13 protein-coding genes are annotated in these 14551 nt (G+C 56.3%); 7 read left to right on the top strand and 6 right to left on the bottom strand.

The genetic code is table 11. The annotated features are described in order from the left end of the window. Positions 1-2: 2 nt before the first annotated feature. The gene (gene bioB, locus J5067_RS01650; RefSeq protein WP_264642114.1) at positions 3-1040 is read right to left on the bottom strand and encodes a biotin synthase BioB; all 1038 of its coding nucleotides are present in this window, start codon (positions 1038-1040) and stop codon (positions 3-5) included. 132 nt (positions 1041-1172) lie between these two features. On the opposite strand from bioB, the gene bioA reads away from it, so the two are divergent. The 5 genes from bioA to J5067_RS01625 all read left to right on the top strand — a co-directional run bounded on the left by bioA (position 1173) and on the right by J5067_RS01625 (position 6618). Next, on the top strand, positions 1173-2465 hold the full coding sequence (gene bioA, locus J5067_RS01645; RefSeq protein ID WP_264650276.1) for an adenosylmethionine--8-amino-7-oxononanoate transaminase: 1293 nt from the start codon (positions 1173-1175) through the stop codon (positions 2463-2465). A gap of 92 nt (positions 2466-2557) precedes the next feature. Beyond that, positions 2558-2968 carry a CidA/LrgA family protein gene (locus J5067_RS01640; RefSeq protein WP_264642112.1) on the top strand — a complete coding sequence of 137 codons (411 nt, stop codon included), beginning with the start codon at positions 2558-2560 and terminating at the stop codon, positions 2966-2968. Further along, on the top strand, positions 2968-3663 hold the full coding sequence (locus J5067_RS01635) for a CidB/LrgB family autolysis modulator (protein WP_264650825.1): 696 nt from the start codon (positions 2968-2970) through the stop codon (positions 3661-3663). The genes J5067_RS01640 and J5067_RS01635 overlap by 1 nt, the downstream gene beginning before the upstream one ends. A gap of 189 nt (positions 3664-3852) precedes the next feature. After that, entirely contained in the window at positions 3853-4740 is an 888-nt protein-coding gene (gene cdd / locus J5067_RS01630) for a cytidine deaminase (RefSeq protein ID WP_264650275.1), read from the top strand. Between the two features lie 180 nt (positions 4741-4920). Continuing rightward, positions 4921-6618 (top strand): NAD-dependent malic enzyme, encoded by a 1698-nt coding sequence (locus J5067_RS01625; protein WP_264650274.1) that lies wholly within the window; start codon positions 4921-4923, stop codon positions 6616-6618. Positions 6619-6679: 61 nt separating this feature from the next. Here J5067_RS01625 and gsiD read toward each other — a convergent pair whose 3' ends face one another. The 5 genes from gsiD to J5067_RS01600 form a co-directional block, all read right to left on the bottom strand. Further along, complete coding sequence (gene gsiD / locus J5067_RS01620; protein WP_264642109.1) at positions 6680-7585, bottom strand: glutathione ABC transporter permease GsiD; 906 nt, start codon at positions 7583-7585, stop codon at positions 6680-6682. Between the two features lie 9 nt (positions 7586-7594). Next, entirely contained in the window at positions 7595-8515 is a 921-nt protein-coding gene (gene gsiC / locus J5067_RS01615; RefSeq protein ID WP_264650273.1) for a glutathione ABC transporter permease GsiC, read from the bottom strand. 134 nt (positions 8516-8649) lie between these two features. Beyond that, positions 8650-10209 carry a glutathione ABC transporter substrate-binding protein GsiB gene (gene gsiB / locus J5067_RS01610; protein ID WP_264650272.1) on the bottom strand — a complete coding sequence of 520 codons (1560 nt, stop codon included), beginning with the start codon at positions 10207-10209 and terminating at the stop codon, positions 8650-8652. A 27-nt stretch (positions 10210-10236) separates the two neighbouring features. After that, a complete protein-coding gene (locus tag J5067_RS01605) occupies positions 10237-12147 on the bottom strand; it encodes a dipeptide ABC transporter ATP-binding protein (protein ID WP_264650271.1) in 1911 nt (636 codons plus the stop codon). 176 nt (positions 12148-12323) lie between these two features. After that, complete coding sequence (locus J5067_RS01600) at positions 12324-12500, bottom strand: hypothetical protein (RefSeq protein ID WP_264650270.1); 177 nt, start codon at positions 12498-12500, stop codon at positions 12324-12326. On the opposite strand from J5067_RS01600, the gene moeA reads away from it, so the two are divergent. Next, a complete protein-coding gene (moeA, locus tag J5067_RS01595; RefSeq protein WP_264650269.1) occupies positions 12499-13737 on the top strand; it encodes a molybdopterin molybdotransferase MoeA in 1239 nt (412 codons plus the stop codon). The genes J5067_RS01600 and moeA overlap by 2 nt on opposite strands. 2 nt (positions 13738-13739) lie before the next feature. Further along, on the top strand, positions 13740-14522 hold the full coding sequence (gene moeB / locus J5067_RS01590) for a molybdopterin-synthase adenylyltransferase MoeB (RefSeq protein WP_264650268.1): 783 nt from the start codon (positions 13740-13742) through the stop codon (positions 14520-14522). Positions 14523-14551 lie beyond the last annotated feature (29 nt).

The following is a 14551-nucleotide window of genomic DNA, read 5'->3' as shown; positions in this document are numbered from 1 at the left end:
GGTCACACGGCAGCGTTGTAGAACTGTTCGGTGTCGGCTTCCAACACTTGCTGCGCCAAACGCTGCTGTTGTTGGTTATCGCCCGCCTCCGTTTCCGTTTGTTGCGGATTGAGACCCAGTTTGCGGAACAGGATCAAATCCTTGTCTTCTTTCGGATTGGGAGTGGTCAGCAGCTTGCAGCCATAGAAAATGGAGTTGGCACCAGCCATAAAGCACATGGCCTGGGTCTGTTCGCTCATCTGTTCGCGACCGGCGGACAGGCGCACGTGAGAAGTCGGCATCATGATGCGTGCGACGGCGATGGTGCGGATAAAATCGAAAGGCTCAACGTCGTCGTTGTTTTCCAGCGGCGTGCCTTTGACTTTCACCAGCATATTGATCGGCACGCTTTCCGGCGGCGTCGGCAGGTTTGCCAACTGTACCAACAACCCGGCGCGATCGCGTACCGTTTCGCCCAACCCGACAATGCCGCCGGAGCAGACTTTAATGCCCGCGTGGCGCACTTTATCCAGCGTATCCAGCCGCTCCTGATAGGTACGGGTGGTGATGATATTGCCGTAGAACTCCGGCGAGGTGTCCAGGTTATGGTTATAGAAATCCAGCCCGGCGTCAGCCAGGCGTTCCGCCTGATCGCCATGCAAGGTGCCTAACGTCATACAGGTTTCCATCCCCATCTCCTTGACGCCTTTCACCATCTGTTGCAGATAAGGCATATCGCGCTCATGGGGGTTTTTCCAGGCGGCGCCCATACAGAAACGGGTTGAGCCCGCCGCTTTAGCCTGACGCGCAGAATCCAGCACCTGCTCGACCTGCATCAAGCGTTCCGCTTCCAGCCCGGTGCGATAACGCGCACTCTGCGGGCAATACTTGCAATCCTCCGGGCAAGCCCCGGTTTTGATGGAGAGCAGCGTACTGACCTGCACCTGACGCGGATCGAAATGCTGACGATGCACCTGCTGCGCCTCAAACATCAGCTCTAAAAACGGTTTATCAAACAGTTGTTGCGCTTGCTCCAGCGTCCAGTGAATACGTTCTGCCATATGGTTGGCCTCTTTGTTCGACAGGGTGCCATGCCGCCGAGGCGACATGAAAATGTGGCGTAAGTGTAAATGACAACGCTATACTGTCAACCATATGAGTGTGAATTTAGTTTACAATACGGTTTATTGATAATGTTGCTTTCGAACGCAGACCTGGAATTTGATCAACGCCACATCTGGCATCCTTACACCTCAATGACGCACCCCCTTCCCTGTTATCCGGTGGTAGCGGCCAACGGTTATCACCTGCAACTGGACGATGGGCGAGAACTGGTGGATGGCATGTCCTCCTGGTGGGCGGCGATCCACGGTTACAACCATCCGCGCCTGAACCAGGCCTTGCAGCAGCAGATAGCGCAGATGTCGCACGTGATGTTTGGCGGCATTACCCATCCTCAAGCCATTGCGTTGTGCCAAAAGTTGGTCGCCATTACGCCTGCGCCGTTGGAGTGCGTGTTTCTGGCCGATTCCGGCTCGGTGGCCGTCGAAGTGGCGCTCAAAATGGCGCTGCAATATTGGCAGGCGCGCGGCGAGCGTCGGGCGCGATTTTTGACCCTGCGCCACGGCTACCATGGCGACACCTTTGGCGCGATGTCGGTGTGCGATCCGCACAATGCCATGCACAGCCTCTATCAGGGATACCTGCCGTCTCATCTTTTTGCCGACGCGCCACGCAGCCGTTTTGATGGCGAGTGGCACGAATCTGACATCCAACCGCTCCACGATCTGCTGGAAACGCACAGCCACGACATCGCCGCCATTATTCTTGAGCCGGTGGTTCAAGGCGCGGGCGGGATGCGTATCTACCACCCCACTTACCTTAAACGCGTGCGTGCGTTGTGCGATCGATACGGTATCTTGCTGATAGCCGACGAAATAGCCACCGGATTTGGCCGCACGGGCAAACTGTTTGCCTGTGAACATGCCGCTATCGCCCCCGACATTCTCTGTCTGGGTAAAGCGCTGACCGGAGGATACCTGACGCTGTCAGCCACCTTGACCACGCGACAGGTCGCAGACACCATCAGCAATGGCGAGGCCGGTTGTTTCATGCACGGCCCAACCTTTATGGCTAACCCTTTGGCCTGTGCCGCCGCCAATGCCAGTCTGGCGTTGCTTGCTGACGGGGAGTGGCAGACACAGGTAATGGCGATTGAGCGCCAACTGCACGCGGAATTACTGCCATTACTGGATGCCGCACTGGTGGCAGACGTGCGTGTTTTAGGCGCGATTGGCGTACTGGAAACCACGCGTCCGGTGAACGTGGCGCGCGTGCAGCGCTTTTTTGTCGAGCGCGGTGTGTGGATCCGCCCTTTTGGCAAGCTGCTGTATGTGATGCCGCCCTATATTATCTCGCCAGAAGCCTTAACACGCTTGACCAGCGCACTGCGTGATGCCGTACAGCGGCCCGAGTTGTTTCAATAACGGCGGGAAAGTCAGCGGGAAAAACCTGTGATCTGTGGCACACCAAATTGATTAGCGCTATGATAATCGCCTCAGCTTATCAGGAACTTCCCATGCGTAATACGACAATCCTTTGCGGGCAGTATTTACGCGCTTTCGCACTTATTTATCTGTGTCTGTTCGCAGGTAATGCGATATCCGCGTTACTCCCGCTGACTATTCCCGGCAGCATTATCGGTATGCTTATCCTCTTTGCCCTGTTAGCCTCGCAGATCCTTCCTGCGCCCTGGGTAAAACCCGGCTGCCACTTGATGATTCGCTACATGGCATTGCTGTTTGTGCCTATCGGCGTGGGCGTCATGAATTACTATGATCTGCTGAGCAAGCAGTTTGGCCCTATCGTAGTGTCCTGTCTTATCAGCACGCTGGTTGTCATGCTGGTCGTTGGCTTTTGCACGCAGTTGATGCAACGTGAACACATCATCACCACGCTCGAAACACCGGATGAGGAAGGAAAAAAATGATGTTGTCCAACATCTGGTGGTCGTTGCCTCTGACGCTGCTGACCTTCTTCGCGGCGCGCAAGCTGGCGATAAAATGCAAAATGCCGCTGCTAAACCCGCTGCTGGTGTCGATGGCTATCCTGATTCCGCTATTGCTGCTGCTCAATATTCCTTACGAAAACTACTTCGCGGGCAGTAAAGTGCTGAACGATCTGTTGCAGCCCGCCGTGGTAGCGTTGGCGTTTCCGCTCTATGAACAGCTTCATCAGATCCGTGCGCGTTGGAAATCCATCATCAGCGTCTGCTTTATCGGCAGCCTGGCAGCCATTATTTCCGGCACGGTCATTGCGCTGTGGTTAGGTGCTACGCCGGAGATCGCCGCGTCGGTGCTGCCGAAATCGGTGACAACGCCCATCGCCATGGCGGTCGCAAGCACCATCGGCGGCATTCCCGCCATCAGCGCAGTCTGTGTGATTTTTGTCGGCATCCTCGGTGCGGTCTTCGGGCACACACTGTTTAATCGCGTGGGGATTCGCACCAAGGCGGCGCGCGGACTCTCCATGGGGACGGCGTCACACGCGCTGGGCACCGCCCGCTGCGTCGAGATCGATTTTCAGGAAGGGGCGTTCAGCTCATTGGCCTTGGTGATCTGCGGCATCATGACCTCACTGATTGCGCCTTTTATCTTTCCGCTGCTGGTACAACTGTTTCACTAGCGGCAAAGATGATGCAGACGGCGCGAGAAGCACAGCGCCGTTGCATTCTGCTCGATAATTTGAGATATATCGCGCAGTTTGCATCTTATTTTCAATAAGTTCACGTTCGACGAGATACTGATCACAATTTATTGATACGCTACTTTTTACCCTGACAACAAACAATAATGGCAAAAAGAGTACATCGCTATGCACCCACGCTATCACGCCCCTTTTGCACAACTTTCCGACACACTGCAACATGCCTTGCTGCCACTACTTGAGCGTCCTGACTTCGCCGGGATGCTGCTTGCTGATGACGTAACAACCCTGTGCACCCAGTGCGGTCTGACACCGGAAACATTGGCCTACGCCTTGCTCCCCCTTGCGGCTGCATGCGCCGTTGCACCGATTTCTCACTTTCAAGTGGGTGCCGTTGCTCAGGGAGAAAGTGGCAACCTCTACTTTGGTGCCAACATGGAGTTCAGTGCGGTGCCGTTGCAGCAAACGCTGCACGCGGAGCAGAGCGCCATTGCCCATGCCTGGCTGCGCCAGGAGCGCGGTTTGACCAGTATCACGGTGAACTACACCCCCTGCGGGCACTGCCGTCAGTTTATGAATGAACTGAACCGGGCAAACACGCTGCATATCCATCTGCCGGGGCGCGAACCCGCACGGCTGCACCACTATTTACCCGATGCCTTTGGACCGCAGGATCTGAACATCACCACGCTGTTGATGGACCCGGTCAATCACGGGCGCACCCTGCTTGATGCCGATCTGCTGGCGCAGACCGCGTTGGACGCTGCCAACCGCAGTCATGCGCCCTACAGCAACGCCCTGAGCGGCGTCGCGCTGGAAACCGAACGCGGCACGGTGTATACCGGACGCTATGCAGAAAATGCCGCGTTCAATCCCAGCCTGCCGCCGCTTCAGGTAGCGCTGAACCTGATGAATCTAGCCGGTGAAGATATTCACAGCGTGCGCCGCGCCGCGCTGGTTGAACCGCGCAATACCGCCATCAGTCAGTGGGTGATGTTGCAAATTATTCTGGCTGAAGCCGGGTGTACCGATGTACAGCAACACTTTATCGACTGATACAGCGCACAAAAATGATGAACACATTAGGGAGTATGGACAAAATGTTGTGACGCAAGTCATGTGTAACTATTTTAATTAACATTTTCTGTACATATTTTATGGGTAATTTAAGATCCGGGCTGTCATGTCGTGTCATTACCTAAATTCGTTTCTGTTACCCGAAGAGTAAGAAAAGTCATGGAATTAGAATACGAAAGCAAACGCGCACTCTACATCCCTTATGCTGGTCCTATCCTGTTGGAATTCCCGTTGCTGAACAAAGGCAGCGCCTTCACCAATGAAGAGCGTGCCAACTTCAACCTGCACGGTCTCTTGCCTGAGGCCGTGGAAACCATTGAAGAGCAGGCAGAACGCGCCTGGCGGCAGTATCAGGAATTCAAAAATGATATGGAGAAGCACGTCTATCTGCGTAACATTCAGGATACTAACGAGACCCTGTTTTACCGCCTGCTGGACGCACACCTGACCGAAATGATGCCGATCATCTACACCCCAACGGTCGGTCAGGCGTGCGAACACTTCTCAGATATTTATCGTCGTGCTCGCGGGTTGTTTATCTCCTATCCGAACCGTGAAAACATCGATGACATGTTGCAAAATGCCACCAAGCAGAACGTGAAGGTGATTGTAGTCACCGACGGTGAGCGTATTCTTGGCCTGGGCGATCAGGGCATCGGCGGCATGGGGATCCCTATCGGCAAGCTGGCACTCTACACCGCCTGTGGCGGCATCAGCCCGGCGTATACCCTGCCGGTGGTGCTGGATGTCGGCACCAACAACCCGCAGCGTCTGAACGATCCGCTCTATATGGGCTGGCGTCACCCGCGTATCACCGGTGAAGAATACGATGCCTTCGTGGAAGAATTCATTCAGGCCGTGAAACGCCGCTGGCCGAACGTGTTGCTGCAATTTGAAGACTTTGCACAAAGCAACGCCACGCCGCTGTTAAACCGCTACCGCGATGAAATCTGCTGCTTTAACGATGACATCCAAGGCACCGCCGCCGTGGCGCTGGGCAGCCTGATTGCCGCCAGCCGTGCTGCTGGCACACAACTGCGCGATCAAACGGTCACCTTCCTCGGTGCCGGTTCCGCCGGTTGCGGTATTGCCGAGCAAATTATCGCGCAGATGAAATCTGAAGGTCTGAGCGAAGAAGAAGCGCGTGCCCGCGTGTTTATGGTGGATCGCTTCGGCCTGCTGACGGACAAACTGCCGAACCTGCTCGATTTCCAGAGCAAGCTGGTGCAGAAGAGTGAGCTGTTGAGCGAGTGGGACGTTGCCAGCGATGCAATCTCACTGCTGGAAGTGGTGCGTAACGCCAAACCGACCATCCTGATTGGCGTCTCCGGCCAGCCGGGTCTGTTCACTGAAGAGATCATTCGCGAAATGAACACCCACTGTGCGCGTCCGATCGTGATGCCGCTTTCCAACCCGACCTCCCGCGTGGAAGCGCGTCCGGAAGATATTCTCCGCTGGACCGACGGTGCCGCACTGGTCGCAACGGGAAGCCCGTTTGCACCGGTCAAGCACAAAGACACCCTGTTCCCGATTGCCCAGTGTAACAACTCCTATATCTTCCCGGGCATTGGCTTGGGCGTACTGGCGTGTGGTGCCAAACGCATTACCGATGGCATGCTGATGGCTGCCAGCCGCGCGTTGGCCGACTGTTCTCCGCTGGCCAACAACGGTGAAGGTGCCTTGCTGCCTGACCTGGAAGATATCCAGGATGTGTCTCGCCGTATCGCGATGGACGTGGCAAAAGCCGCACAGTTGCAGGGTGTGGCAGAAGTGACCTCCAGCGATACGCTGGCGAAGGCGATTACGCACAACTTCTGGCAACCGCAATACCGCAGCTATAAACGCACCTCGTTCTAAGCGATTTTACTGCCTGAAACATAACGGCCCCTTTATCGGGGCCGTTTTTATTGGTATTGGACTACGGGCGCAATTTGGGATCGAGCGCATCGCGCAAACCATCCCCCAACAGATTAAACGCCAGCACGGTCAGGAAAATCGCCAGGCTGGGAAACAGCGCCACGTGCGGTGCCATCACCATATCGGCCCGCGCCTCATTGAGCATAGCGCCCCACTCCGGCGTCGGCGGCTGCGCCCCCAGGCCAAGAAAAGAGAGGCTGGCCGCGGTAATGATCGACATGCCCACGCGCATTGAAAAATAGACCACGATTGACGAGAAGGTACCGGGAAGAATGTGGCGCAATAAAATAGTGCTGTCGGATGCGCCAAGGCTACGCGCCGATTCCACGTACGTTTGCTGTTTCAACACCAAGGTATTACCGCGCACCAGACGCGCAAAGGCAGGAATGCTGAAAATCGCCACGGCGACAATCACATTAGCCATGCCGCTGCCCATCACCGCGACCACGGCAATCGCCAGCAGAATGCCCGGAAAAGCAAACAGCACGTCGCACAAGCGCATAATCAGCCGATCCCATACCCCTTCATAGTAACCGGCCACCAGCCCCAGTAGCGTGCCTATCACCATGCCCACTACGACGGACAAGATGCCTGCCGCCAGCGAAATACGCGCACCGAGTAGAACACGGCTGAAGATATCGCGGCCCAGCGCGTCGACGCCGAGCCAATGCAACGAAGAGGGCCCCTCGTTCAAACGGTCATAATCGAAATAGTTTTCCGCATCGAACGGCGCCAGATAAGGCGCCAACAGCGCCACAGCGATCAGCAACAGCACAAAGACCCCCGCCATCACGGCGGTACGCTGCAACAAAAAACGTCGCCAGAACTCACCGAGCGGAGTGCGGATGGTGGTTTCCCGCAGCAGCGGCAGCGTTGCCAGCACGGCCTTACGTCGCCAATGTTTCATCGCAGTTCCTTATCGATAGCGAATTGACGGGTTGATTGCCGCATAAAGCACATCCACCAGCAGGTTAATCACAATAAACTCCAGTGAAAACAACAGCACTAACCCTTGGATCACGGGATAATCGCGCATCTCCACCGCGTCCACCAACAAACGCCCCAACCCCGGCCAGTTGAACACTTTTTCCACCACAATCGACCCGCCCAGCAAAAAGCCAAACTGGAGCCCCATCATGGTGACCACCGGGATCAGCGCATTGCGCAAACCATGTTTGGTGATGACCAAAAACTCACGAACACCTTTGGCGCGTGCGGTGCGCATATAGTCTTCTTGCAGCACATCGGCAAAGGAGGCGCGGGTAAAACGCGCCATCACGGCGGCAACGGCAGCGCCCAGGGTGATTGAGGGCAAAATATAGTGACGCCAGCTCTCCGCACCGACGGTGGGTAACCAGCCGAGCTCAACGGAAAACACCTGCATCAGCAGCATCCCCAACGCAAACGATGGAAATGACAGGCCGGATACCGCCAGCGTCATCCCCAGCCTATCGGGCCAGCGGTTGCGCCAGATAGCGGAAATCATACCGATGCTCATGCCGAAAATAACCGCCCACACCATACTGGTTAAGGTGAGCCACAGCGTCGGCAGAAAGCGGATGGCTATCTCATTAGTGACTGGGCGCCTAGAGGCCATCGAGGTGCCCAGATCCCCTTGCAGCACATGGGTGAAAAAACGCCAGAATTGTTCATAGAGCGGTCTATCCAGACCTAAATCCTGCCGTACCATAGCAATCACGGCGGCATCAGCCTCGCGCCCCGCCATCAGGCGCGCAGGATCGCCCGGCAGCAGGTGTACAAACATAAACACCACGACCAGCACAATCAGCAAGGTGGGGATCATGCCCAGCAGCCGTTTGAGGAAATAATTCAGCATAACAACATGATTATCCTTCTTGTTTCATTGTCTGGCATGGCGCGCTCTGCATCCTGTTCTACACACGGCGATAACACGAAAACAGCAGGTTCTCAGCCGCGTCGATCTCGCGGCTGAGAAAACCCCTGTGCCACTTATTGCGCCAAATCAGCCTCATCAAAACTGAATGCGGTATCAGGCATCACATAGAACCCGCTCAGTTTCTTGCTGTTAGCCGAAACCAGCTGTTCCGTCACCAAAAAAGCCCAGGGCGCATCCGCCCAGATTTTGTCCTGCGCATCTTTGTACAGTTTTTCCTTCTGCGTACGATCGGTGGTCTTCAACGCATTCGCCAGGTCTGCATCCACCTGCTCGCTGCTGTAAAACGCCGTATTAAACAGCGCCGGAGGCCAGGACGCCGTGGCAAACAGCGGCGTCAGCGCCCAATCGGCTTCCCCGGTCGAGGCAGACCAGCCGGTATAGAACAGGCGCACACCGGTTTCATTCACGCCCTTGCCTTCCACTTCGGCGGCACGCTGCCCGGCATCCATCGCCGTAACCTGTACTTTAATCCCTACCTGCGCCAACTGCTGCTGGGTAAATTGCAGCACCTTCTGCGCCGTACTGTGGTTATGCGATGCCCACAACGTGGTGGTAAATCCGTCCGGATAGCCCGCTTCTTTCAACAGCTCGCGCGCTTTTGCCGGGTCGTAAGGCCATGGCTGATACTGCTGGGCAAAATCAATACTCTTCGGCAGTGGTCCCTGTGACGGCACCGCATAACCGGAGAATGCCACCTTGATCAGCGCCTCTTTGTTGATGGCATAGTTAATCGCCTGCCGCACCTTGATATTGTCGAACGGTTTTTGCGTCACGTTGAAACTCAAATAACGGTGCAAAATGGAAGGGGATGTCACTACCGCCAACTGGTTGTTTTTCTCCAACACCTTGGCTTGCTCAAACGGCACCGGGAAAGCGAACTGCGCTTCGCCGGTCTGGAGCAGCGAGGCGCGGGTGTTGTTATCCACCACCGGACGCCAGGTAATACTGTCGAGCTTAGGCAGCCCCGCACGCCAATAACCGGAGAATTTCTCCACTTTTACATAGTCGGTCTGGTTCCAGGTGACAAACTTGTAAGGGCCAGTACCCACCGGGTGGAAACCAATCTCCTTGCCATATTGCTGCAACGCGGCGGGCGAAATAATCACCGCAGCAGGGTGGGCCAGGTTATTGATGAAGGCCGAGAATGGCTGTTTCAGCACGATTTTCACCGTCTGCGGATCCACCACTTCCGTTTTCGCAATCACCTTGAACAGGTTATAGCGTTTCAGGCGATTTTCCGGATTGCTGGCGCGATCGAGATTCACTTTTACCGCTTGCGCATTGAAATCGGTACCGTCATGAAATTTCACACCGCTGTGCAGTTTGATGGTATAGGTCAGGTTATCGTCGCTGACCTGATAGCTCTCGGCCAGCAGGTTGACTAATTTCATGTCCTTATCGAAACCAAACAGCCCCTGATAGAACGATTTCGCCACCGTTTGCGACAGGGTGTCGTTAGCATCATAAGGATCGAGCGTGGTGAAATTGGATGCCACGGCAATTACAGCATCTTTCGCCGCCCAGGCGGGCGCAGACGCCATCAAGGCTGCCGCCACCGCCAGCGCACCCGCACGTTTGGCGGTGAGCAGATTAACGCGAGTCAAAAGTGTCATTGTGATCGTATCTCCCTGTATCCTCAGTCAATAAGCGCCCGCAATCGTGTGGTGGGCCACATAGTGCCGTTCACCCACCTCGACCAGCGGTACAATGGTTGGTTCATCGCCCAGCGCCCGAACAGGACTGGGTATATCATCCGCCAGCAGCGCATGGCGGTGATGGCGGCGGCCCGGATCGGCGATCGGTACTGCTGCCATCAGTTTACGGGTATAAGGATGTTGAGGGTTCTCAAACACCGCCTGACGCGGGCCGATTTCCACAATCTGCCCCAAATACATCACCGCAACGCGGTGGCTGATGCGCTCCACGACCGCCATATCGTGAGAAATAAACAGGAATGCGATACCGTATTCCTGCTGCAATTCCATCATCAGGTTGACGATTTGTGCCCGGATCGAGACATCCAGCGCTGACACCGCCTCATCGGCGATCACCACCTTGGGGTTTAACGCCAGTGCGCGCGCAATGCATATGCGCTGCCGCTGCCCGCCAGAAAACTCATGCGGATAGCGTCCGGCATGTTCCGGCAACAGCCCCACACGCTTGAGCAGTTGTGCCACCCGCGCTTCGGCTGCCGGTTTATCCATCACCTTGTGCACCAACAGCGGTTCCATGATCGAGAACCCCACCGTCAGACGGGGGTCCAGCGATGCATAAGGGTCCTGAAAAATCAGTTGAATATTACGGCGTATCCGGTGCAGCGCCTCACTGCCCAGACCTTCAATACGTTCACCGGCAAAGGTGATAGTGCCCTGCTGGCTGGGCACCAGTTGTAACAAGGCGCGCGCTGCCGTCGATTTTCCACAGCCGGACTCCCCGACCAATGACAGCGTTTCGCCGGGGTAAAGATCGAAACTGATGTGCTCCACCGCATGCACCTGATGGGTTACGCGGTTGAGTATTCCCCGGCGCAGCGGAAATCGCGTGACCAAATCGCGCACCTGCAATACGGGCGTCGACGGTTTGGGTAGGCTCGCCGGCGCCGCGCTGGCCGCTGTCTGTCTGGCAATCGTCTGCCCTTCGGCGTCGGTGAGATGCAGCGAAAACGGCGCAGGTTCGCAACGCCCGCGCATCTCGCCTAGCGTCGGCACTGCCGCCAACAACGCACGGGTATACACATGCTGTGGTGTGGCAAATATCTCGCTCACGCCCGCGGTTTCAACGCAGTGGCCGCTATTCATCACCAGCACGCGATCGGCCACTTCCGCCACCACGCCCATATCATGGGTGATGAAAATCACAGCCATCGCCATTTCACGCTGCAATAGCTGAATCAGTTGTAAAATTTGTGCCTGAATGGTGACGTCCAACGCGGTGGTCGGTTCATCGGCTATCAGCAATGTCGGCTTGCAAGAGAGCGCCATGGCGATCATGATGCGCTGGCGCATGCCGCCCGAGAGTTGATGCGGATAACGGCCCAGCACGTTTTTCGCTTCCGGAATTCTTACCAGATCGAGCATGCGCAACGCTTCTGCCTTCGCGTCCCGCGCGGACATGCCCTGATGCAGACGAATGGACTCGGCAATCTGTTCACCAACCGGAAACACCGGATTGAGCGAGGTCATTGGCTCCTGGAATACCATCGCCATGTCCGCACCGCGTAAACGACGCATCTCACGCTGGCTGGCGGTTGTGACATCCAGAATGTGACCGTCACGCCGACGAAACAACATCTCGCCGCGATGAATATCGCCCCCCGCCTGCTCGATCAACCGCATGATCGCCAGCGCCGTGACCGACTTTCCCGAGCCAGACTCACCGACGATCGCCAGCGTTTCACCGCGAGTGACCGTCAACGAGAGATCGTGGATCACCGATACCGGCTCCCGCTGCGCATGAAAACGCACGCCGAGTGACCGCACTGACAGGATCTGCTGTTCCGGCAGAATCAGTGTAGTATCAGTCGCTTCACGCACGGGCGCATGGGATATCATGAACGGTTTCTCTCCTTGTTTAACGTGTAGCGGAATCAGTCCGTATGAAAAACGGTTTTAGTTTTATTTAGCACACTGAGGGAGGTTTAGCATAAAACTGCCGTGCAATTAATAAAATATGTGTCTTATAACATTGCGTTACAGCACATAATCAATCCGTCTATACCTGTTCAGTATTAAAGCGTGTTACTCCCTGATGGTGCGCTTTCCTGCCATAACCTTGACGTTGTCACATTCACCCGCTGGGTGTTCTCTGACATAATAGCGTCCACTTTGCTGGCATAATCCCAGTGCACTGTATCGCGTTTTGCCCGATCTCCCGACGCATAGACGTCGGCGAATGGAGTCATCATGGAAGCATTTACCTCAGGTTTACTCGCGCTTGAGCAAGCGCTGCAACGTATGCTGGCGCTGGTTTCACCGCTGGCACAGACGGAAATCGTCGCTCTTGACCAGGCGGCCGGCCGCATTACCGCCAGCGACATTACCTCCCCTCTCGACGTGCCTTCGTTCGCCAATGCCGCGATGGATGGCTACGCCGTGCGCATGGCCGATCTGGCACAGGGTGATGCGCCGCTGCCCGTGGCCGGGAAAGCCTTTGCCGGTAACCCGTTCGTGGGTGATTGGCCTGCGGGAAGCTGTATCCGCATCATGACCGGCGCGCCGGTTCCGCCGGGAACAGAGGCGGTGGTCATGCAGGAATATGCCGAAGCAGAGGCTAACGGCGTGCGTTTCACACAACCGGTGAAGGCGGGGCAAAATATCCGTCTGGCAGGCGAAGATATTCAGCGCGGCGCGCGCGTCTTGCCAGCGGGTTGCGCATTGGGGCCAGCTCGCCTGCCACTGCTGGCGTCGCTGGGCGTGGCTGACGTCACCGTGATACGCCGCCTGCGCGTAGCCATATTTTCCACCGGCGATGAGTTGCAGCACATCGGCCAGCCATTGCAGGCAGGGCAAATTTACGACACCAATCGTTTTGCCGTACGTCTGATGCTGGAAAAACTGGGCTGCGATATTCTCGATCTCGGCATCATTCGTGACGATCCGGTCGCCTTGCGCGACGCGTTTCAACGCGCCGACAGCGAGGCCGATCTGGTGATCAGCAGCGGCGGTGTTTCGGTGGGGGAAGCCGACTACACCAAGCAGATTCTGGACGATATTGGTGACATCCATTTCTGGAAGCTGGCAATCAAACCCGGCAAGCCGTTCGCTTTCGGCAAACTGCGTCAGGCTTGGTTCTGCGGCCTGCCCGGTAATCCGGTCTCTGCCGCCGTCACCTTCTATCAATTGGTGCAACCGCTGATTGCGCAGCTTTCCGGCCACAGTCAGTGGCACTTCCCAGCGCGCCAACGGGTGAAAACCGCCTCGGCGTTGAAGAAAACCCCAGGTCGACTCGATTTTCAACGCGGCATAGTCAGCCGGAATGATGACGGTGAGTTGGAAGTCAGAGCCACCGGCCATCAGGGATCGCACATCTTCAGCTCATTTAGCCTCGGCAACTGTTTTATCGTACTGGAAGCCGAACGCGGGCCGGTAGCCGCCGGAGAATGGGTAGAAATTGAACCCTTCAATGCGCTGCTGGGAGAGTGAGGATGTCAACCACCACCCCGAAAGCCCCAGAGAGTGAAGATGTGCTAAGCCACAGCGAAATGCTGCGCTACAACCGTCAGATCATGCTAAAAGGCTTCGATTTTGACGGACAGGAAGCGCTGAAAGCGGCTAGCGTACTGGTGGTGGGTTTGGGCGGTTTGGGTTGTGCCGCAGCGCAATACCTGGCTGCGGCAGGCGTGGGGCATTTGACGCTGCTGGATTTTGACACCGTTGCGCTCTCCAACCTGCAACGTCAGATTTTGCACCGCGATGCGCGTATCAATATGGCGAAGGTGGCCTCTGCCGCTACGGAACTGGCCGCCATTAATCCCCATATTTCGCTGGAGTGTATTAACGACGAACTGTCGGACGACGCCTTGCAGGCGCTGGTAAGCCGCCATCAGGTGGTGCTGGATTGCACCGACAACGTGGCGATACGCGATCGCCTTAACCGCTTTTGTTTTGACAGCAAAACGCCGCTGGTCTCCGGCGCAGCCATTCGCATGGAAGGCCAGATCAGTGTGTTTACCTACGGTGAACAAGAACCCTGTTACCGCTGCCTGAGCCGCCTGTTTGGTGAAAACGCGCTAACTTGCGCCGAAGCCGGCGTTATGTCCCCCCTGGTCGGTATCATCGGTGCCTTGCAGGCGATGGAGACGATAAAACTGCTGGCGCATTTTGGCGAACCGGCCGTTGGTCGGTTGGTATTGTATGACGCCATGACCACCCAGTTTCGCACGATTACGCTACCCAAAAGCCCACACTGTGAGGTGTGCGGACACTGATCGGGCTACGGTAGCGCGGGTTACCCCCA

It is taken from the genome of Candidatus Symbiopectobacterium sp. NZEC151, from assembly GCF_025962655.1.
In the GTDB taxonomy this organism is placed as follows: Bacteria; Pseudomonadota; Gammaproteobacteria; order Enterobacterales; family Enterobacteriaceae; genus Symbiopectobacterium.
Note: the sequence above shows the minus strand (reverse complement) of the source record. Positions and strands in the feature narration are given on the sequence as shown.